This is a genomic window from Nonomuraea sp. NPDC049269 (assembly GCF_043197155.1).
GTDB lineage: Bacteria > Actinomycetota > Actinomycetes > Streptosporangiales > Streptosporangiaceae > Nonomuraea.
The window spans coordinates 184,301-204,124 of sequence record NZ_JBICSO010000003.1 but is presented as its reverse complement, the minus strand read 5'-3'; the positions used below and the strand labels follow the sequence as shown (position 1 = coordinate 204,124).

At 69.6% G+C, this 19,824-nt stretch carries 20 protein-coding genes; 15 read left to right on the top strand and 5 right to left on the bottom strand.

Annotated features, from left to right (window positions below; all coding sequences use genetic code 11):
- The 4 genes from ACGFNP_RS18665 to ACGFNP_RS18650 all read left to right on the top strand — a co-directional run bounded on the left by ACGFNP_RS18665 (position 1) and on the right by ACGFNP_RS18650 (position 5,281).
- Positions 1-1,407 carry an MFS transporter gene (locus ACGFNP_RS18665; RefSeq protein ID WP_393319999.1) on the top strand — a complete coding sequence of 469 codons (1,407 nt, stop codon included), beginning with the start codon at positions 1-3 and terminating at the stop codon, positions 1,405-1,407.
- Between the two features lie 600 nt (positions 1,408-2,007).
- A complete protein-coding gene (locus tag ACGFNP_RS18660) occupies positions 2,008-2,763 on the top strand; it encodes a hypothetical protein (RefSeq protein ID WP_358317176.1) in 756 nt (251 codons plus the stop codon).
- Positions 2,764-2,896: 133 nt separating this feature from the next.
- A complete protein-coding gene (locus tag ACGFNP_RS18655; RefSeq protein ID WP_358317178.1) occupies positions 2,897-4,645 on the top strand; it encodes a DEAD/DEAH box helicase in 1,749 nt (582 codons plus the stop codon).
- 258 nt (positions 4,646-4,903) lie between these two features.
- Positions 4,904-5,281 carry an STAS domain-containing protein gene (locus ACGFNP_RS18650; protein WP_358317180.1) on the top strand — a complete coding sequence of 126 codons (378 nt, stop codon included), beginning with the start codon at positions 4,904-4,906 and terminating at the stop codon, positions 5,279-5,281.
- Here the strand turns inward: ACGFNP_RS18650 and ACGFNP_RS18645 are convergent.
- The 3 genes from ACGFNP_RS18645 to ACGFNP_RS18635 form a co-directional block, all read right to left on the bottom strand.
- Entirely contained in the window at positions 5,271-5,795 is a 525-nt protein-coding gene (locus ACGFNP_RS18645; protein WP_358317182.1) for a hypothetical protein, read from the bottom strand. The two genes, ACGFNP_RS18650 and ACGFNP_RS18645, sit on opposite strands and share 11 nt — an antisense overlap.
- A gap of 127 nt (positions 5,796-5,922) precedes the next feature.
- Positions 5,923-6,492, bottom strand: coding sequence for a nicotinamidase (locus ACGFNP_RS18640; protein ID WP_358317184.1), 570 nt, complete (start codon positions 6,490-6,492; stop codon positions 5,923-5,925).
- A gap of 15 nt (positions 6,493-6,507) precedes the next feature.
- Positions 6,508-7,746, bottom strand: a complete 1,239-nt coding sequence (locus tag ACGFNP_RS18635; RefSeq protein WP_393319993.1) for a nicotinate phosphoribosyltransferase — start codon at positions 7,744-7,746, stop codon at positions 6,508-6,510.
- A gap of 91 nt (positions 7,747-7,837) precedes the next feature.
- On the opposite strand from ACGFNP_RS18635, the gene clpS reads away from it, so the two are divergent.
- The 5 genes from clpS (at position 7,838) to ACGFNP_RS18610 (ending at position 10,446) form a co-directional block, all read left to right on the top strand.
- Positions 7,838-8,131 carry an ATP-dependent Clp protease adapter ClpS gene (gene clpS / locus ACGFNP_RS18630; RefSeq protein WP_393319990.1) on the top strand — a complete coding sequence of 98 codons (294 nt, stop codon included), beginning with the start codon at positions 7,838-7,840 and terminating at the stop codon, positions 8,129-8,131.
- Positions 8,132-8,141: 10 nt separating this feature from the next.
- Positions 8,142-8,672, top strand: coding sequence for a DUF2017 domain-containing protein (locus tag ACGFNP_RS18625; RefSeq protein ID WP_358317190.1), 531 nt, complete (start codon positions 8,142-8,144; stop codon positions 8,670-8,672).
- Positions 8,673-8,682: 10 nt separating this feature from the next.
- Positions 8,683-9,084: a M67 family metallopeptidase gene (locus tag ACGFNP_RS18620; protein ID WP_358317192.1), complete on the top strand. Its 402-nt coding sequence runs from the start codon at positions 8,683-8,685 to the stop codon at positions 9,082-9,084.
- A 140-nt stretch (positions 9,085-9,224) separates the two neighbouring features.
- Positions 9,225-9,497: a MoaD/ThiS family protein gene (locus ACGFNP_RS18615; protein ID WP_358317194.1), complete on the top strand. Its 273-nt coding sequence runs from the start codon at positions 9,225-9,227 to the stop codon at positions 9,495-9,497.
- Between the two features lies 1 nt (position 9,498).
- Complete coding sequence (locus ACGFNP_RS18610) at positions 9,499-10,446, top strand: PLP-dependent cysteine synthase family protein (RefSeq protein WP_393319985.1); 948 nt, start codon at positions 9,499-9,501, stop codon at positions 10,444-10,446.
- Between the two features lie 35 nt (positions 10,447-10,481).
- On the opposite strand, the gene ACGFNP_RS18605 is transcribed toward ACGFNP_RS18610, so the two are convergent.
- Positions 10,482-12,290, bottom strand: coding sequence for a DUF3352 domain-containing protein (locus tag ACGFNP_RS18605; RefSeq protein WP_393321554.1), 1,809 nt, complete (start codon positions 12,288-12,290; stop codon positions 10,482-10,484).
- Positions 12,291-12,441: 151 nt separating this feature from the next.
- Here ACGFNP_RS18605 and ACGFNP_RS18600 point away from each other — a divergent pair, with 151 nt between their 5' ends.
- From ACGFNP_RS18600 to ACGFNP_RS18590, 3 genes are all read left to right on the top strand, one after another.
- A complete protein-coding gene (locus ACGFNP_RS18600) occupies positions 12,442-13,233 on the top strand; it encodes a thioesterase family protein (RefSeq protein ID WP_358317198.1) in 792 nt (263 codons plus the stop codon).
- 61 nt (positions 13,234-13,294) lie between these two features.
- On the top strand, positions 13,295-14,119 hold the full coding sequence (gene murI / locus ACGFNP_RS18595) for a glutamate racemase (protein WP_393319981.1): 825 nt from the start codon (positions 13,295-13,297) through the stop codon (positions 14,117-14,119).
- Positions 14,116-14,868 carry an MBL fold metallo-hydrolase gene (locus ACGFNP_RS18590; protein WP_358317202.1) on the top strand — a complete coding sequence of 251 codons (753 nt, stop codon included), beginning with the start codon at positions 14,116-14,118 and terminating at the stop codon, positions 14,866-14,868. Before murI ends, ACGFNP_RS18590 begins: the two co-directional genes overlap by 4 nt.
- A 13-nt stretch (positions 14,869-14,881) precedes the next feature.
- On the opposite strand, the gene ACGFNP_RS18585 is transcribed toward ACGFNP_RS18590, so the two are convergent.
- A complete protein-coding gene (locus tag ACGFNP_RS18585; protein WP_393319978.1) occupies positions 14,882-16,120 on the bottom strand; it encodes an MFS transporter in 1,239 nt (412 codons plus the stop codon).
- A gap of 68 nt (positions 16,121-16,188) precedes the next feature.
- On the opposite strand from ACGFNP_RS18585, the gene rph reads away from it, so the two are divergent.
- The 3 genes from rph to ACGFNP_RS18570 all read left to right on the top strand — a co-directional run bounded on the left by rph (position 16,189) and on the right by ACGFNP_RS18570 (position 19,330).
- Positions 16,189-16,908, top strand: coding sequence for a ribonuclease PH (gene rph / locus ACGFNP_RS18580; RefSeq protein ID WP_358317206.1), 720 nt, complete (start codon positions 16,189-16,191; stop codon positions 16,906-16,908).
- Positions 16,905-17,495 (top strand): RdgB/HAM1 family non-canonical purine NTP pyrophosphatase, encoded by a 591-nt coding sequence (rdgB, locus tag ACGFNP_RS18575; protein WP_358317208.1) that lies wholly within the window; start codon positions 16,905-16,907, stop codon positions 17,493-17,495. Before rph ends, rdgB begins: the two co-directional genes overlap by 4 nt.
- Positions 17,496-17,578: 83 nt before the next feature.
- Positions 17,579-19,330 (top strand): molybdopterin-dependent oxidoreductase, encoded by a 1,752-nt coding sequence (locus ACGFNP_RS18570; RefSeq protein ID WP_393319974.1) that lies wholly within the window; start codon positions 17,579-17,581, stop codon positions 19,328-19,330.
- Positions 19,331-19,824: the final 494 nt, after the last annotated feature.

The following is a 19,824-nucleotide window of genomic DNA, read 5'->3' as shown; positions in this document are numbered from 1 at the left end:
GTGACAGCACCGAAGGCACTCGACACTCCATACGATCAACCTCGCATCTTCGGTTCGGCCTACCGGGCGGCGACCATCGGCATCCTGCTGGTGATCACACTGATCGCCTTCGAGGGCATGTCGGTGAGCGTGGTGATGCCGATCGTCTCCCGGCAGCTCGACGCGCTCGACCTCTACGGCCTGAGCTTCTCGGCCTTCCTCATCGCCAGCCTGTTCGCGAACGTGGTGTCCGGGCTCTGGTCGGACCGGCGTGGCTACACGATGCCGTTCCTGCTCGGGGTGGTGCTGTTCGTGATCGGGATGGGGCTGGCGGGGGCGGCGGCGACCAAGGTGCTGTTCCTGGCCGCGCGGGCCGTGCAGGGGCTGGGCGCGGGATGCACGATCGTCGCCGTGTACGTGATGATCGCCCGCGTCTATCCGACTGCCCTGCGGCCCAAGATATTCGCGGGGCTGTCGGCGGCCTGGGTGGTGCCCGCCATGGTCGGTCCGGCGGTGGCCGGGTTCGTGGCGTCCGCGTGGGGGTGGCGGTGGGTGTTCTTCGGGATCATCCCGCTCGTGGTGCCGGCCCTGGTGATGTTGGTCCCCGCCTTGAAGAAGCGCGCCGACGGGGCGGCGTCTGACGAGGGCGGGGGGTCGTCGCAGGGCGCGCGGTCCAGGCCGTTCGCGATGACCGTGGCCGCCACCGCCGCCGCCGGTGGGGCGGGCGTGCTGCTGTACGGCGTGGACAAGCTGCACATCTCACCGGTGCCGAGCGCCGTCGCGGTCCTGGCCGGGCTGGCCTGTCTCGGTTACGGCCTGTCCAAGCTGCTGCCGCCGGGCGCGCTGCGCTTCAGGCAGGGCCTGCCGACCACGATCATGATGCGCGGCATGTTCTCGGCCGCCTTCTTCGGCGTGAACTCGTTCATTCCCCTCGCCCTCCAACAGGTCAAGGAGTTCGGCCCCGCGGCGGCGGGCATCGCGCTCACGACCGGCGCCCTCGGCTGGTCCACCGGCTCCTACCTGCAGAGCAGGCGCTCGGTCGAGCCGTATCGGCGGATCCGGCTGGGGGCCGCCTGCGTCATGGCGGGGGTGCTGCTCGGGCTGCTGTCGGTCCTGCCCGGGATCACCGGCTGGGTCGCGGTGCCGGCGTGGATCGTGGCGGGGTTCGGGATGGGCATCGGCATGACCACGGTCAGCATCACCGCGCTCAAGCAGTCGCCGGTCAACGAGCAGGGGGCCAACTCCGCCGCACTCTCGGTGACGGACATGCTGGGGTCGGCGCTGGCGGTGGGCGCGGGGGGTGCGCTGGTCAACGTCATCGGGCACAGCCCGGGGATGATCGCGCGCGGCTTCGTGGTCATCTGCTGTCTGATGTCGGCCGTCGCCCTCGCCGCCACTCTCCTCGCCTCTCGAACTCGCTCCGATTGATCTCCTGTCGGGGGCGATTCCTGTCCCTCCTGTCACAGCGATCACGGAACGCCGGATCCGCGGGAGAAGGAGTGATAGGACAGCGGACAAGGAGGTGTCATGGAGGACGATCGCCGCGTGTGGCCGCCGAGTTCCGGAGCCAGGCACCGCCGGACACCTCCCGACCCTCCCGACACTCCCGACACTCCTGAGCCTCCGGCTGATGCGGCGCCGGGCCGGGTGCGCAGGGGCGGAGATCCGTATCCGCGGGGTGGACGGCGGGACGGGGAGGCACAGGCGCGGCCGTCCGGGCCGGCGCGGCGCGAGCCGGCGGCCGTCGATGACGGCCCCGGCCAAGTGCGGCGAGAGGCCCTGACCCGGCGGGATCCCCTGGCCCGCCGAGATCCCGTGAGCGGGCGAGACTCCGTGACTGGGCGAGACTCCGTGAGCGGGCGAGACTCCGTGAGCGGGCGAGACTCCGTGACTGGGCGAGACTCCGTGAGCGGGCGAGACTCCGTAACTGGGCGAGATCCCGTGAGTGGACGAGATCCGGTGACCGGGCGGGACTCCGGGAGTGGGCCAGATCCCGTGGCCGGGCTCGGGCGGGTGCGGCGTGGGTCTGTGGGTGGTGATGACAGGCTCTCGTGGCATGGGAGGAGCGGCCCGGAGGGGGATGAGCGGGACGAGCCGGAGGATCTGTGGAATCCACGGCCGCGGCGAACCACCGAGCGGGGGCTTGAGCGGGATGACGGCGATCCGCAGGTGCCGTGGGAGTCGCTGCCCCCGTCCGCCCGTCACTACGGGGCGCCCGCCGATCCAGGCCTGTCGAGGCGGGTATCGGTGCGGCGGTGGGGACGGCCCGCCGAGGCGGTGATCGCGCTGCTCCTGTCCGCCGGGCTGGTCGCGGCGCTGGTCATGGTCGTGCTGCGGCTCGCCGTCCCGAAGCCCGCGACGGCGCGGTTGAGCGACTCGCTGGCGGGAGTGACGATCACGCTGCCGGCCGGGTGGCAGGAGGGCGCGGTGCCGCCTGTGACCGGATTCACCTCGGTCGCCAGAAGCGACGGCGCGCTCGTCATGGCCAGGCCGATCCCCGATCCGGTGGCCGATGTGACGAAGGCCACCAAGGACGCGGCGGAGCTGTACTCCACGCTGCTGCTCAAAGGCGACAAGGTCGACGTCGTCGAGGACAAAGACCTCCCCCAGGGGCACACGCGTGCGCTACGAGCGCAATACCAGGATGTGGTGAACAGACCCGCCTACCTACGTGTCACACTCCTCAACCGGGGCGGCAAGGCAGTACTGCTGGTCGGGCTGCTCCAACCCGAAGAAACCACCCGAAAGCAGGCACTCGACGCGGTGATGTCGAGTGTGCGATAAGCCCCGTACGCCCCTTAGCACGCGAGGATGAGCTTGGCCAGGATCCACGGTGCACGGCACGTCTTGTCGGTGGGCCCGATTACTCTTGGGTCACTGTGAGACAGCGAAGCACACGAACCCCAGAGGTGATGCGGTGAGCACCTTCGCCGCATCCCACCTTTCGCCTTCCTATCCCGACCGCGCCGCGTGGGGCACCGCGCCCAAGCTGCGCGCCTGGCAGCAGGAGGCGTTCGACCTGTATTTCAGGCGCGAGCCGCGTGACTTCCTCACCGTGGCGACGCCGGGCGCGGGCAAGACGACCTATGCCCTGCGCATCGCCAGCGAGCTGCTCGCCAACGGGGTGATCCGGGCGATCACCATCGTCACCCCCACCGAGCACCTCAAGCGCCAGTGGGCCGACGCCGCGAGCAAGGTCGGCATCAGCATCGACCCCGAGTTCAAGAACAGCCAGGGCGCCACCTCCAGCGACTATGTCGGCGTGGCCGTGACGTACGCGGCGGTCGCCATGCACCCCGCCCTCCACAGGGCGCGCACCGAGGCCCGCAAGACACTCATCATCTTCGACGAGATCCACCACGCGGGCGACGCCAAGTCGTGGGGCGACGGCATCCGCGAGGCGTTCGAGCCCGCCGTCCGCAGGCTCCAGCTGACCGGCACGCCGTTCAGGTCCGACGACAACCCGATCCCGTTCGTCGGCTACGAGGAGGACGCCGAGGGGCTCAAGCGCAGCGTCTCCGACTTCTCCTACGGCTACGGCCCGGCCCTCGACGACGGGGTCGTCCGGCCGGTCATCTTCCTGGCCTACTCCGGCGAGATGAAGTGGCGCACCCGCGCGGGCGACGAGCTCGCCGCCACGCTGGGCACGCCGCTCACCAAGGACCAGCTCTCCCAGGCCTGGCGCGCCGCGCTCGATCCCAAGGGCGACTGGATCCGCCAGGTCATGGAGGCCGCCGACCGGCGGCTGACGGAGGTGCGCCGCGGCGTCCCCGACGCCGGCGGCCTGGTCATCGCGACCGACCACGAGACGGCCCGCGCCTACGCCCGCCACCTGCGCAACATCTCCGGCGAGGGCGCCACCGTCGTGCTCTCCGACGACCCGGGCGCCTCCAAGAAGATCAAGCAGTTCGCCGCGTCCGGTGACCGCTGGCTGGTGGCGGTCCGGATGGTGTCCGAAGGCGTCGACATCCCGCGGTTGTGCGTGGGCGTCTACGCCACCTCGACCTCCACCCCGCTGTTCTTCGCCCAGGCGGTCGGCCGCTTCGTGCGGGCCCGCAAGCGCGGCGAGATGGCCTCGGTGTTCCTGCCCTCGGTGCCGACCCTCATGGGCCTGGCCAACGAGATGGAGGTGGAGCGCGACCACGTGCTCAACCGCCGTCCGCCGGAGGACGGGCTGGACGACAGCCTGCTGGAGCAGGCCAACAGGAAGAAGGACAATCCGGACGTCCTAGGTGACGAGCTGCCGTTCGAGATGATGGAGACGTCGGCGACGTTCGACCGGGTGCTCTACGACGGCGGCGAGTTCGGCACCGGCGCGGAGGTCGGCTCGGCGGAGGAGGAGGACTTCCTCGGACTGCCCGGCCTGCTGGAGCCCGACCAGGTGGCCACGCTGCTGCGCAAGCGGCAGTCGGACCAGCAGGCGGCCAAGGCGAAGAAGCCCGAGACCGGCCAGCCCGCGCCGGCGGCGCACGAGCAGATCGCCGAGCTCCGGCGAGAGCTCAACGGCCTCGTGGGCGCCTGGAACCACCGCACCGGCCAGCCCCACGGCGTCATCCACTCGGACCTGCGCCGGGCCTGCGGCGGGCCGCCCATCGCCCAGGCCACCGCGGTCCAGATCCAGGAGCGGATCGACAAGATCCGCCAGTGGGCCACCCAGCGACGTTAGCGAAGCCGCCCGGTTCCATCGCCGGGCGGCCGACTGAAATCTTGGCGTTCGGGTGGCCGTTGAGCCCGAGAAGTGTCACGGTTAGGACACGGCAGCGAAGAGCCTGCTCACGGCCACGCCGGACGCCGATCCAGAGATCGTCATGCTCTGGCCCCCTCTACGCGTTTAGTCACACCGCCGTGTCCTATCGTTAGACAACCAGCGGAACCGGCAACACCAGACGATGGCTGCCTTGGGAAATACAGAAGGACTTCACCCATGTCATCTGGGGCCACGGGAAAATCGACGTTCGTCGTCACCTCCGGCCTCTCGGGAAACGCCATCATCACCCGGCTGAGCGGCGATCTCGACGCCTCTGCGGTGCCGGCCTTCCGGGAGCACATGGCGCGCATCTGGGCACTACCGGTGAAACCCTTCCTGATCATGGATCTGCGGGAGATCACCTTCTGCGACTCCCTGGGGATGAACGAGCTCGTCGAGGTCCTGCAGCGGTGCGAGGCCAGGGAGACACGGCTGCTGCTGGGCGGGGTCCAGGGGGTCATGGGGCGGGTGCTGTTCATCACGGGGCTGCGGCACGCGTTCGAGGTCTACGCCGACCTGGACGACGCGCTGCGACAGGGTTCGGTCATCTCGTAGAAGTCGTCGGCCGGGGGATGGGGTGCCCGGTGCGGCCGTCGACCGGACGCAGGCGCGCGGAGGCGGGCGGGTCGAGCGGCACCCGCAGCGAGGCGGCGCCTTGAGCGACGTGTACGGACACCGTACGCATCCCTTCGCGTTCCTCGCGGGGCGGCCCTTCGTGGACCCAGACGCGCAGCCTGCGGCCCTCGGGCCGGAGCGTGACCTGCGCCGTCGCGCACTCGTCGGGCGCGGCGGCCCAGGACAGCGTGAGATCGTCGCGCGGGCCGCTCAGCCGTGCCGTCTCGGGCACCGGCGTGCGCTCCGCGCAGCCCATCGGGAGCACGCTGGGCGGCACGTCATGGGCGACGACCGCGGCCTCCCGCTCCTCGGTGGTCATCGCCACCGTGGCCGCCTCCAGCAGCACCAGCGTCAGCACGGCCCCGGCCCTGGCCGGATTACGCCCGCGGACGAGCACCCAGAGGCTGAGCGGGGCGAGCAGCAGCCAGGCCAGACCGAGCGAGAAGGTGAGCATGGGGAACCTCACACATGAGGACGACGTAGCATCGCTCTCCGTGGTGGCGCGCATTCGGAGAGCATTCGCCCTCTTGGATATCACATGACCGCAGCGTCGCGCACCGCGTACTCTTCGTGGCCGACGGTCAGGCCACGGAGGGCGTGCCCTGCAGGACGGCGCCAGCTGCGCGCAACTCCGACAGCGCGACGTCCGTGGTCTGCCGCGCCACCCCCGCCGTGAGGTCGAGCAGCACGCGTACGGCCAGGCCGTGCGCGACCGCGTCGAGCGCCGTGGCGCGCACGCAGTGGTCCGTGGCGATCCCCACCACGTCCACCTCGCTCACCCCGCGCTCGGCCAGCCAGTCGGCCAGCGACACCTCGTCGCCGGAGGCGCCCTCGAACCCGCTGTAGGCGGCGGCGTGCGCGCCCTTGGAGAAGACCTCCTCGACCGCCGAGACGTCGAAGGCCGGGTGGAAGTCCGCGCCCGGCGTGCCCGCGACGCAGTGCGCCGGCCAGGTCGTCACGTAGTCGGGGGCCTCGGAGAAATGGCCGCCCGGGCTGATGTGGTAGTCGCGGGTGGCCACCACGTGGTCGTAGCCGTGGTCGGCCACGTAACGGGTGATCGCGGCGGCCACCTCGGATCCGCCCGCCACGGGCAGGCTGCCGCCCTCACAGAAGTCGTTCTGCACATCGACGATGATCAGCGCGCTCCCCATAGGAAGCACCATACGTCAGGCGAACTCCGTGGCGATCGCCGCGTACCCCCGGCCCAGGTGCAGCGCCTCCTGGGGGAGGCCCGCGATGGTCCTGGCGTGCCGCTCGCGGGCCGCGGCCAACGGCTCCCTGCCGATGACCTCGCCGTCGCGCACGAGGTGGTGCAGCAACGGTACGCCGCCCTCCGGCGCCGGCCCCGACGTGGTGATCAGCTCGGTCTCGGCGTGCCCGGTCTCGTCGAACAGGCGGTAGGGCTCCTTGCGGCCGCCGCGCGACGGCTTGCCGACCGACCGCTTGGCCACCGGCTCCATGACGCCCGCCGCGGTCTCGCGCGCCACCAGCTTGTAGACCAGCGCGGCCGTGGGCACGCCCGAGCCCGTCACCAGCGAGGTGCCCACGCCGTAGCCGTCGACGGGGGCGGCGGCCAGCGCGGCGATGGCGTACTCGTCCAGGTCGGAGGTGACCACGATGCGGGTGTTGAACGCGCCGAGCGCGTCGAGCTGCTCGCGTACCTCCTGCGCGGCCGCCGCCAGGTCGCCGGAGTCGATCCGCACCGCGCCCAGCTTGGCGCCCGCCAGCTCGACCGCGGTGCGGACCGCCTCGGGCACCTCGTAGGTGTCGATCAGTAGCGTGGTCTCCGGGCCGAGCGCGGCGATCTGGGCTTCGAACGCGTCCCGCTCGGTGTCGTGCAACAGCGTGAACGCGTGCGCCGCCGTACCGGCCGTCGGAACGCCGTAGACCTTCCCCGCCATCAGGTTGGAGGTGGAGGCGAAGCCGGCGATGTAGGCGGCGCGGGCGGCCGCGATGGCGGCCCACTCGTGCGTGCGGCGCGAGCCCATCTCGATGATCGGGCGGTTGCCCGCCGCGTTCGTCATCCGGGAGGCGGCCGAGGCGATGGCGCAGTCATGATTGAGGATGGAAAGGGTCAACGTCTCGAGGAGTACGGCCTCGGCGAACGTGCCTTCCACCACCATGATCGGGGAGGCGGGGAAGTAGACGTCTCCTTCGCGGTAGCCGTACACGTCGCCGGAGAAACGGTAGTCGGCGAGGAAGGCGAGGGTCGGTTCGTCGACCACCTCTTTCTCCCGCAGGTAGGTCAGCTCCTCATCACGGAAACGGAAGTCTTCCAGCTCGTCCAGGACACGTCCCGTCCCGGCGACAACCCCGTATCGCCGTCCGCCAGGCAGATGCCGGGCGAACACCTCGAAAACCGCCCGCCGATGGGCGGCGCCGCTCCGCAGCGCCGCCTGGAGCATTGTCAGTTCATAGTGATCTGTGAGCAACGCAGTGCTCATGGTCATTGCCACGACTCGAAGACTACGGCCGGGGTAGGGCAGGATGGGGGATGTGGGTAGCACTGCTCCAACGACCGTCGAGCGTCCGTCAACGGACGTCCGGCCCGATCTGCCATGGGTGACGATCGTCTGGAACGACCCGGTCAACCTCATGTCCTACGTGACGTACGTTTTCCAGACGGTCTTCGGCTACTCCAAGGAGAAGGCCGAGAGACTCATGATGGACGTGCACAAGAAAGGCAAGGCCGTCGTGTCCAGCGGCACCAGGGAGGAGATGGAGCGCGACGTGCAGATTCTCCACTCCTACGGCCTGTGGGCGACGGTCCAGCCGGATTCGGTGAAGTGAGGCGGCACACGTGAACTCGGGGTTCTCGACGCGGGACGGCGGCGGCGTCATCGCGAAGTTCGAGGCGGCGGAGGTGTCGATCCTGCGCTCGCTGGTCGCCCAGGTGCTCGGTTTGGTGGCGCCCGGCGAGACCGGGGACGACCCGCTGGAGCGGGCGCTCGGCATCGGCATCGGGGCCGGGCTGGCGCCGTCGGATCCGGTGCTCGCGCGCCTGTTCCCCTCGGCCTACGAGGACGCGGAGGAGGCGGCGGAGTTCCGGCGCTACACCGAGGCGACGCTGCGCGACGGCAAGCGCGCCGACGCGCAGACCATGCTCGACAGCGCCAGACCGGGACGTAGCGAGCTCACGCCCGAGCAGGCCCAGGCGTGGCTGCGCGCGCTCAACGACGTACGGCTGGCCCTCGGCACCAAGCTCGAGGTGACCGAGGAGATCCACGACGAGATCGCCACCATGTCCGAGGACGACCCTCGATACCCGGCCTATGTCACCTACGACTGGCTGACCTACCTGCAGGACACCCTGGTCCGGGCCCTCTGGTAATTTCCGGGACATGCTGACGATCGCGCAGGAACTGGTTGATCAGATCGTTGCCCATGCGCGGGCCGACCACCCGGACGAGGCATGTGGCGTGATCGCGGGCCGGGACGGCGTTCCCGAGCGGTTCGTCCCGATGGAGAACGCCGAACGCTCGCCCACGTTCTACCGCTTCGACTCGATGGAGCAGCTGCGCGTCTGGCGCGACATGGACGACCGCGACGAGGTGCCCGTCGTGATCTACCACTCCCACACGGCGACCGAGGCCTACCCCTCGCGCACCGACGTGACCTACGCCTCCGAGCCGGACGCCCACTACGTCCTGGTCTCCACCAGGGACGAGCACGAGACGGAGTTCCGCTCCTACCGCATCCTCGACGGAGTGATAACAGAGGAAGAGGTAAGATTCCTCCCATGATGGTCAGGCCGGTGCAGAGCTACCTCTTCGCGCATACCCCGGCTGTCGTCGTCTACGACTGTCGCTGATCAGGAATCCGTGTTCAGCCGTCGGCGTTGCTGCCGATGGGACGACGACCTGACCCGAGGAGACTGACCGCGATGGCTATCGAGGTTCGCATTCCGACCATCCTCCGTACCTACACCGGCGGCGCCAAAGCCGTCGACGCCGAGGGCGCCACCCTCGACGAGCTGATCAGCAACCTGGAGTCCCTGCATCCCGGGCTCAAGGCCCGCCTGATCGACCAGGGCAACCTGCGCCGCTTCGTCAACGTGTACCTGAACGACGAGGACGTGCGCTTCCTCGGCGGCCTCGGCACGCCGGTGTCCGACGGTGACACGGTGACCGTGCTGCCCGCCGTCGCCGGCGGGTGACATGCGTTTCGAATCGCTGATCGACTCGGTCGGCCGCACGCCCCTCGTCGGCCTTCCCCGGCTCTCGCCGTCGGCCGACGTACGGCTCTGGGCCAAGCTCGAGGACCGCAACCCGACCGGGTCGATCAAGGACCGGCCCGCGCTGTGGATGGTCGAGCAGGCCGAGAAGGACGGGCTGCTCACGCCCGGCTGCACGATCCTGGAGCCCACCAGCGGCAACACCGGCATCTCACTGGCGATGTCGGCCAAGCTCAAGGGCTACAAGCTGATCTGCGTGATGCCGGAGAACACCTCCGAGGAGCGCCGCCAGCTGCTGCGCATGTGGGGCGCGGAGATCGTCTCGTCGGCCGCGGCGGGCGGCTCCAACGAGGCCGTACGGGTGGCCAAGGGACTCGCGGCCGAACACCCGGACTGGGTGATGCTCTACCAGTACGGCAACCCGGCCAACTGGCGCTCCCACTATGAGTCGACGGGGCCGGAGATCCTTGAGGACCTGCCCGGCGTGACCCACTTCGTCGCCGGGCTCGGCACGACGGGGACGCTCATGGGGGTGGGACGGTTCCTGCGTGAGCGCGTGCCCGGCGTGCGGATCGTGGCCGCCGAGCCGCGTTACGGCGAGTTGGTCTACGGGCTGCGCAACGTGGACGAGGGGTTCATCCCCGAGCTCTACGACGAGTCCGTGCTGACCACGCGGTTCTCGGTGGGGTCGGCCGACGCGCTGCGCCGTACGCGGGAGCTGCTCGCCGCGGAGGGGATCTTCGCCGGCGTGTCCACAGGGGCGGCGTTGCACGCGGCCCTGGGCGTGGCCGCCAAGGCGGTGAAGGCGGGGGAGAGCGCCGACGTCGTCTTCGTCGTCGCCGACGGCGGCTGGAAATACCTGTCCACGGGGGCCTACGAAGGCACCCTGGACGAAGCCGAGCACCGCCTCGAAGGCCAGCTCTGGGCGTGAAAGTGGCCGCCCCCTGAGGGGCGGCCACCCTTGCTTCAGTTGAACAGCACCCGCAGCGAGAAGCTGGCCTCCGTGGCCGTCTGCTTGCCGCTCAGGCCGACCGCCCGCAGGACCTGGGCGTTGGCCTTGTCGTCGCCCTCCATGTTCGGCAGGTAGTACTTCTCGACCTTGTCCAGATCCACGAACAGGGCGTAGGTGGCCTCGTCGGCATCCGGAACGGCGTCCTTGAAGGTCTGGCTCTCACCCAGCGTGCCGTCGGCTGACAATGCCTTGGCGTACTCGTCGGTGGTGGCGACGGTGAACGTGCCGTCACCCGCGACCTTGGCGAGCTGGGGAGTGGGCTGGCCACTGGACGACATGGCCTTCTGGATCTTGTCGTACACGGCCTGCGCCTTGGCCGGGTCGGTCGTGATGCGGACGCCGGCCTTGATCTTGTCGCTGTCCAGGCCCTGGGCGTCGACCGCGAGGGTCAGGTTCTTGCCGAGGACCGTGGCCAGATCGTCGGGCAGCTGCAGGCCGTAGGTCTGCTTGGCCTGGTCGACGAACTGCTTGAACTGGGCCCCCGCGGGCGTCGCCGCGATGGACTGCTCGATCTCGGCCCACTTCTTGGTGATGATCTGGTCGAGGCCCGAGTAGGACAACGCGCCCGCGGTGGAGGCGGGCAGTGCGGACAGCTTGGCGGGCTCCAGGTCGCCCTCCACCATGCCCTCGGCGCCGCGGACGACACCGGCCAGCTCGGCGTAGGCGCTGTCGAAGCGGAGCGCGCCGGCGAACCTGGCGTTCTTGACCTGTTCGAGCGCCTTGGCCTCCTCGCTCGACTTGTCGGTCACCGCCAGCTCGCCGACCTTGCCGAGGTGCGCCCAGTACGACAGCACGCCCTGCTCGCCGACCGCGTTCACGTCGTCGTTGAAGTCGGCGTTGTCGGCGAGGCTGGTGGTGTCGGCGGCGTACTTGTCGGCCAGCGTCTGTGTGGAGGTCACCAGCGCGTAGTCGTCACGGAAGGACAGGCCGAACTTCTCCTTGCCCATCAGCTTGGTGATGCCGGCCTTGGCCTGCGCCTCGTCCTTGACCTGGACGGCCACGGCGAAGTCCGGCTCTTTGCCGCCCGACGGGATGACGGCCAGGCCGATCCTGCTGCCCAGCCAGGGATCGACGTCCTTGGCGAAGTCGACCTTGGACAGACCGGCGTCCTGGGTCAGGTCGAACACCGCCTTGCGCGGGTCCTCACCCCTGAAGGTGTCCTTGGTGACGGTGAACTTCCTGGCGATCTGGAACAGCGCGAGCTTCTGGTTGGCCGCCGGGTCCAGGTCGAGCCGTACATAGGCGATCGAGCTGGCGGGCAGCACCTCGTGCGGCTGCGTGCCACCGCCGCCGATCGCGCCGACCGCCCAGACCGCGCCGCCACCGAGCAGGACGACGGCCAGCGCCGAGGCGATGGCGATGATCCAACCCTTGCGGCTCTTCTTGGCGGGCTCGGCGGGGCCGAAGCCCTCGGGGCCCTGCTGCTGCCAACCGGTCTGCGCGTACGGGTCCTGCTGGCCGTACTGGGGCTGCTGCCCATATTGGGGCTGCTGGCCGTAGGACGGCGGTTGCTGGCCGTACTGGGGCTGTTGTTGCTGACCATAAGACTGCTGCCCGTACTGGGGCTGCTGGCCATAGGACGCCTGCTGCCCGTAGGGAGCCTGCTGACCTGAGGGGGCCTGCTGGCCGTACTGGGGCTGCTGGTAGGACTGCTGCGGTGGATACGGCTGGCCCGGCGGATTCCCGGGCTGCTGCTCCTGGTTCCAGCGGTACGCCGTGGTCCGGTTAGGATCTTGGCCACTCGGGGGATTATTAGCAGACATCACTCAACTCACAATGTGGACTTTTGACCACAAAGAAAGTAGCTGATGTTGCTAGACGGTCGCTTGCAATGTACTTAGACGCCTGAGAGTTCCTGCTTTGAGGTGCTGATGTAGGGTTACTAGAATATAGTTCCGTACCTGAGGCAGGGCGATGACCAAGTTCGATGAGGCCACGCAGGCGATCCGGGTCGACGAGGCCACCTATGACGTCTGCCTCGACCCCGGCTACGTGATCGGTGGCCCGCTCAACGGCGGCTACCTGCTGGCGGTGATCCTGCGCGCGGTCGTGGACGCGTCGCCGTTCGAGCATCCGGTGAGCACGTCGGCCCAGTTCCTCAAGTCGCCCGCGCCCGGTCCCGCGCGGGTCCGGATCGAGCAGCTCAAGGCGGGCAGGACGGCGGCCTTCACCCGGGCGACGCTCGTCCAGGACGGTGTGGCGCAGATCGAGAGCCTGATCACCACGGCCACGCTCGGCGACGTCGAGCCGATGTACGCCGATAAACCGGGATATGTCATGCCACGGCCGGAAGACTGCGCCAAGCTGCCCGACCCCAGGCCCGAGTCGAACATGACGCTCAACGCCCAGATGGAGATGCTCTTCGACCCGCCCACGATCGGCTGGCTGAGCGGCGAGCCCAGTGGCCGGCCCGAGTCCAGGGCGTACTTCAGGATGGCGGAGCCCCAGGACCCCGACCCGTACGTGCTCGCCCTGGCCGTGGACTCGCTGCCGCCCGTCGTGTTCTCGGCCGGCGCGCGAGGTTGGGCGCCCACCGTTGACCTCACCTGGCACCTGCGGGCGCTGCCCGCTCCCGGCTGGCTCACCCTGATCGGCAGCGGCCGGCTCGTCTCCGACGGCTGGTTCGACGAGGAGGTCGAGGCGTGGGACTCCCAGGGCCGGCTGGTCGCCCAGTGCCGTCAGCTCGCCCGGGTGGGGCGCGGGTGACACGCGGGCTGTGAGCATTCTTACGCAGTGAAGATGTCGCAGGTCGCCTACCCTCTTAAAGGTGCCGGACACGAGTATCGGGATCTTCGACAGCGGGGTGGGCGGGCTGACGGTCGCCAGGGCGATCATCGACCAGCTCCCCCATGAGTCCATCACCTATGTGGCCGACACGGCCCGTCAGCCGTACGGGCCGAAACGCATCGCAGAGGTTCGCGCCTACGCGCTGGAGGTGATGGACCACCTCGTCGCGAACGACGTCAAGATGCTCGTGATCGCGTGCAACAGCGCCAGTGCCGCCGTGCTGCGCGACGCGCGCGAGCGTTACGACGTGCCGGTCGTCGAGGTGATCCAGCCCGCGACCCGGCGCGCGGTGCGTGCCACCCGCACCGGCAGGGTCGGTGTGATCGCCACCAGGGCGACCATCGAGTCCATGGCCTATCACGACGCCTTCACCGCGGCTCCCGACGTACAGCTCACCGGCGTGGCCGCCCCACGCCTGGTGGAGTACGTCGAACGCGGAGAGACGGCGAGCGAGGAGCTCATCGAGGTCGTGCGCGACTACCTGGACCCCATCAGGGCGGCCGGGTGCGACACGCTCATCCTCGGCTGCACCCACTACCCGCTGCTCACCGGCGCGATCTCCTATGTCGCCGGTGACGGGGTGACGCTCGTCTCCAGCGCCGACGAGACGGCCAAGGACGTCTACCGCATCCTGCACGACCGTGACATGGCGGCAGGAAGCGAGGCCACCCCCCGGCACCGCTTCCGCGCCACAGGCGACTCCTTGCTCTTCGCCCGGCTCGGGCGACGCTTCCTCGGCCCGGAGATCGACGCGGTCGAAGTCACGCCAGTGGGGGGTATTACCTCAAACGGGAGGCCCACATGAAGGTGACCATCATCGGCTGTTCGGGTAGCTTTCCAGGCCCCGACAGCCCTTCGTCCTGTTATCTGGTCGAGGCCGAGGGGTTCAGGCTGCTCCTCGACTTCGGCCACGGGTCCCTGGGAGTGCTTCAGCGCTATATCGGGCTCTATGACGTGGACGCCATCTGCTTGAGCCATCTGCATGCCGACCACTGCCTCGACATGTGCGCGTACCACGTGGCCCGTACGTACGGGCCGGCCGCGCCGTACCCCCGAGTGCCCGTCCACGCCCCCGCCGACGCGCCACGCCGCCTGGCCGCCGCCTACGGCATGCCGGACGAGCCGGGCATGGAGACCGCCTTCGACTTCATCCCGCTGACCCCGGGCCCCTTCGAGGTCGGGCCGTTCACCCTCGCCGCCGGCCAGGTCAACCACCCGGTCGAGGCGTACGGCTTCCGCGTCACGCACGGCGGCCGGAGCCTCGCCTACTCGGGCGACACCGGCGAGTCCGCCGAACTGGTACGGCTGGCCGCGGGTGTCGACCTGATGCTGTGTGAGTCGTCGTTCCTCGACCAGCCGGGGATGCCGGCCGACCTGCACATGTCGGGCCGCCAGGCCGCTGAGCACGCCGCCAAGGCCGGGGTGGGCAGGCTGGTGCTCACCCACCTCGTGCCCTGGCACGACCAGCTGCAGATCATGGACGACGCCTGCCGGGGCGGCTACGGCGGCCCGATCGACCTGGCCCGCAGCGGGGCCGTCTACGACTTGGCCTGAACCTGCGAGCCGTCTACGACTTGGCCTGAAGCTGGGAGAAGTCGCGCAGCCGCGGCAGCGGCGAGAACATCAGCGGCAGGAACGAGACCAGCCGCGCCCCCATGAACACCCAGAGTGCCTCCCGCACGCCGATGTGCTGAGCCACGATGCCGCCGAGCAACGCGCCCAGCGGCATCGTGCCCCAGACGATGAACCGGACCGTCGCGTTGACCCGCCCCAGCATCCCTTCCGGCGTGATGGTCTGCCGATAGGTGAGCTGCCCGATGTTGTAGATGATCGCGCCCCATGAGAGCGCTATCGAGGTGATCGAGAACAAGGAGATCCGCCAGCCGGCCTGCGTCATGGGGAGCAGCAGGCCGAAGGGTGAGGTGACGGTGATGGCCAGCCAGGTCACCCTGGCCGTGCCGTACCTGCTGAACAACCGGCTCCCGGTGAGGCCGCCGAGCAGCCCGCCGACCGCGCCGGACATGAGCAGGACGCCGATCAGGCCGGCCGGCAGGCGGACCACGTCGGCCAGGAACAGCACGGACAGGCTGACCACGGCGCTGAGAGTCAGGTTCGTCGCCGCGGTCGTGGCGACGATCGTCCGCAGCAGCCGGTCGCGCCAGACGAACCCGAGCCCCTCAGCGATACCGGGGAACATCCGCGGTCGTTCCCCGGAGACCGGCGGCTTGTCGGGGGCCTTGATGGCGCTCAGGAGGAGCACCGAGCCCAACGCGGCCACGGCGGTGGCCAGCATCGTGCGCGAGGCCCCGACCAGCTGCACGAGCGCGCCGCCCAGGCTGGGACCGGCGAGCGCGCCGCCCGACCGGACGAATTCGAGTTTGGAGTTGCCGTCGCTCAGACCGTCCTTGCTCACCAGCTCCGGCAGGTAGGTCTGGTCGGCGACGTCGTTGAACACCTGGGCCGTGCCGACCAGCAGCGCGACCACGTACAGTACGCCGACGGATAACAGACCGAGCGCCTCGCTGACCGGGATGCTCGCCAGCAGCAGGCACCGGATCAGGTCGGAGGTCAGCATCACGCGACGCCTGCGCATCCGGTCCACCCAGACCCCCGCGGGCAGGCCGATCGCCAGGAACGCCGTGGTCTGCAGCGCGGAGAGCACGCCGACCTCCATCGGAGTGGCGTGCAGAGCCAGCACGGCGACCAAAGGGAGCGCCACGCGGGAAATGTTGGCTCCGAGTTCGTTGGCCACGTGCGAACTGAGGAACCGGAGAAAGTCAGGGTTACGCAACACCCCCGTTGTCATTGCGTAAGGATCCATGTGTCGGACACATTCGGTCAAGAGCGTTGCGGCGCGGAGATAGGGTGATCTGCATGTCGCGACAGGATGGCCGAAACCCCGACCAGCTCCGCCCTATCACCATTACCAGGCAATGGATTACCCATGCCGAAGGCTCGGTGCTGGTGGAGTTCGGCGGCACCCGGGTTCTGTGCGCGGCGTCCGTACAGGACAGCGTGCCGCGCTGGCGCCGGGGGAGCGGCCAGGGCTGGGTCACGGCCGAGTATGCGATGCTGCCGCGCGCCACCAACACCCGCAACGACCGCGAGTCGGTCCGCGGGAAGATCGGTGGCCGTACGCACGAGATCTCCCGGCTGATCGGCCGCTCGCTGCGAGCCTGCGTCGACTACAAGGCCCTGGGCGAAAACTCCATCCTGCTCGACTGCGACGTCCTGCAGGCCGACGGCGGCACCAGGACCGCCGCGATCACCGGCGCCTACGTGGCACTGGCCGACGCGGTCGCGTGGATGCGCGAGCGCCGCATGTGCCCCGGCGACCCGCTGGTCGACTCGGTGGCCGCCGTCTCGGTCGGCGTGGTCGGCTCGGTGCCGATGCTCGACCTCTGCTACACCGAGGACGTGGCGGCCGAGACCGACATGAACGTGGTGATGACCGGCGCCGGCAGCTTCGTCGAGGTGCAGGGCACCGCCGAGGGCGCCCCGTTCGACCGCGGCACGCTCAACCAACTCCTCGACCTGGCCGTCGCCGGCTGCGAGGAGCTCACCCTGATCCAGCAGGAGGCGCTGGGGAAATGAAGATCGTCCTGGCCACCCGCAACGCGGGCAAGATCGCTGAGCTGCGCCGGATCCTGTCCGGGTTCGACATCGTCGGGCTCGAAGAGTTCCCCTCGATCGGCGAGGTGGCCGAGACCGGCGTCACGTTCGAGGAGAACGCCCTGCTCAAGGCGCACGCCGTGGCCCAGGGCTCGGGGCTGCCCGCGGTGGCCGACGACTCGGGCCTCTGCGTCGACGTGCTCAACGGCATGCCCGGTGTGTTCTCGGCCCGCTGGTCCGGGCGGCACGGCGACGACCAGGCCAACCTCGGCCTGCTGCTGGCGCAGATCTCCGACGTACCCGCCGACAAGCTGACCGCCCACTTCGCGTGCGCGGCCGCGCTGGCGCTGCCGTCGGGGGAGTCGCGCGTGGTCGAGGGTACGCTGGCGGGTCACCTCGTCACCACGCCCCGCGGCACCAACGGGTTCGGCTACGACCCCATCCTGGTGCCCGAGGGCGGGACGCGCACCGCGGCCGAGCTCTCCGCCGACGAGAAGGACGCCATCAGCCACCGGGGCCGCGCCTTCCGCGCCCTCGCCCCGATCGTCCGCGACCTCATCACCCGCTGACCTAACCACGTCGCTGACGTACCACTCGCTGACGTAACCATCGCGTAAGAACCACCGGCCGCCAGAGGCGTAGCGTCATAACCGTGCAGAGGAACAGTGTGGTGCCCGCCTGGGCCGGGGCGCTGGCGGGAGTGGTGGCCGGGGCCGTGGCGCTCGGCGTCGCGCAACTCGTCGCCGGCCTGCTGAATCCCGCGGCCTTCCCCGTGGTGGCGGTGGGCAACGTGGTCGTGGACAACACACCCGCGTGGCTCAAAGAGTTCGCGATCAACACCTTCGGCTCGAACGACAAGACCGTGCTCATCGCGGGTGTGCTGGTGGTGCTCGCGTTGGTGGCCGCGGCCATCGGAGTGCTGGCGCTCCGTCGGCTCCGGTACGGGCTGGTGGGGCTGGGGGCGTTCGGCGTCGTGGGCATCGCGGCGGTGATGACGCGGCCGGGGGCGGGGGTGCTCGACGTGGTGCCGACCTTGGTGGGGGTCGGTGTCGGGGCGTGGGCGCTCACGTGGTTGCTGGCGCGGGCGGTGGAGGAGTCGTACGGGGATATGGCTGCGGCCTCCTCTGACCCGTCAGCTTCGGACGCGCCTTCGGACGCTTCGGCTTGGGCTCCGGCTGCTTCGGGGTCGTCGGTGTCCGCGTCACCCGCACCCGCACCCGCACCCGCGTCCAGTGGCCTCCTGCCCGGCGAGAGTTCTTCTTCTGAGGCTCCTGAGGCCCCTGAAGCTTCTGAGGCTGAGCGGCCGGCCGTGATGAGGGCCACGGCGGAGCCGTACACGTTCGACCGGCGGCGGTTGCTCGGCGGTGTCGCGGGCGGTGTGGTGGCCGCCGGAGCCGCGACCCTGGTCGGGCGGCTGCTGGCAGGGAGTCAGGAAGCGGACTCCGCCCGCGTGGCGATCGCGCTGCCGAAACCCACGGTTCCGGCCAAGCCACTGCCCCAAGGGGTGGATTTCGGCATAAAAGGCCTCTCACCATTCGTCACAAAAAATCAGGACTTCTACAGAGTCGACACCGCACTCATCGTGCCGCGCGTCGATCCCCAGCAGTGGAAGCTGCGCATCCACGGGATGGTGGACCGGCCGATCGAGCTCACGTACGCCGACCTGCTGAAGCGGCCCCTCACCGAGGAGTACGTCACGCTGACCTGCGTGTCCAACGAGGTCGGCGGCGAGTACATCGGCAACGCCCGCTGGCTGGGCGCCCGCATGGCCGACCTGCTGCGCGAGGCCGGCCTGCAGCCGGGCGCCGACATGCTCCTGTCCACCTCCGACGACGGCTTCACCGCCGGAACCCCGGTCGACGTGGTGATGGACGGACGCGACGCGCTGTTCGCCATCGCGATGAACGGCCAGGTCCTGCCCGTCGAACACGGTTTCCCGGTACGCCAGGTGGTGCCAGGCCTCTACGGATACGTCTCGGCGACCAAGTGGGTGGTGGACCTCAAGGTGACGCGGTTCGACCAGGACGAGGCGTACTGGACGCCACGCGGCTGGTCCGCCAAGGGGCCCATCAAGACGGAGTCGCGCATCGACGTACCCAGGGATGGAGCGTCGCTGACGGCCGGCCGTACCGCGATCGCGGGGGTGGCCTGGGCGCAGCACACCGGGATCGACGCGGTAGAGGTACGCGTCGACCGGGGCGAGTGGCGACAAGCGAAACTGGCCCAGGTGCCGGGCCCCGACACCTGGCGGCAGTGGTCGCTGGAGTGGGACGCCACCTCCGGCCAGCACACGATCGAGGTCCGGGCCACGGACGCGGCCGGCCACACGCAGACCGAACAGCAGGCGCCGCCGGCACCTGACGGCGCGAGCGGCTGGCACTCCATCCAGGTGAAGGTCGCCTGAGCTTCACCCTGTTTGTGCAGGTACAGCGGGTAGCCGTGGCCGCGAAACTTGCTGACTTCCCCTCCTTGGGATGGCGGTCGCTCTACGATCGGTCGTCGAGCCATGACAGGAGGCAGGACGTGTTCCGCGACCGCAAGTCCAGCGTGCGGTGGGTCCTTCCCGAGGGGCACTACGACCCCGTGGTCGGTGACGGGATGAGGTGGCGCGACTACGAGCGCGCCGCCGACTCGGACGTGCCCGCCTCCCCCTCCTCGGCCCCGCCCCCTCCCACCCACCCACCCCCCGAACACTCGGTCATGCCGTGGCCCACCCAGCCGGGCGCCTCACTAGCGGCACCATCGGACACATCGGCCGACCGGTCGACCGCGCACTGGCCGGACCCACCAGGAGAGCCGGCCACGCGAGGACAGACGGCCGCATGGGGCTCCGATCAGCCGTCCGCGTCGTCGGTTGGGTCTGTTTCGTCGGCTGGGCGGTCCGTCGTGCCGTGGGCT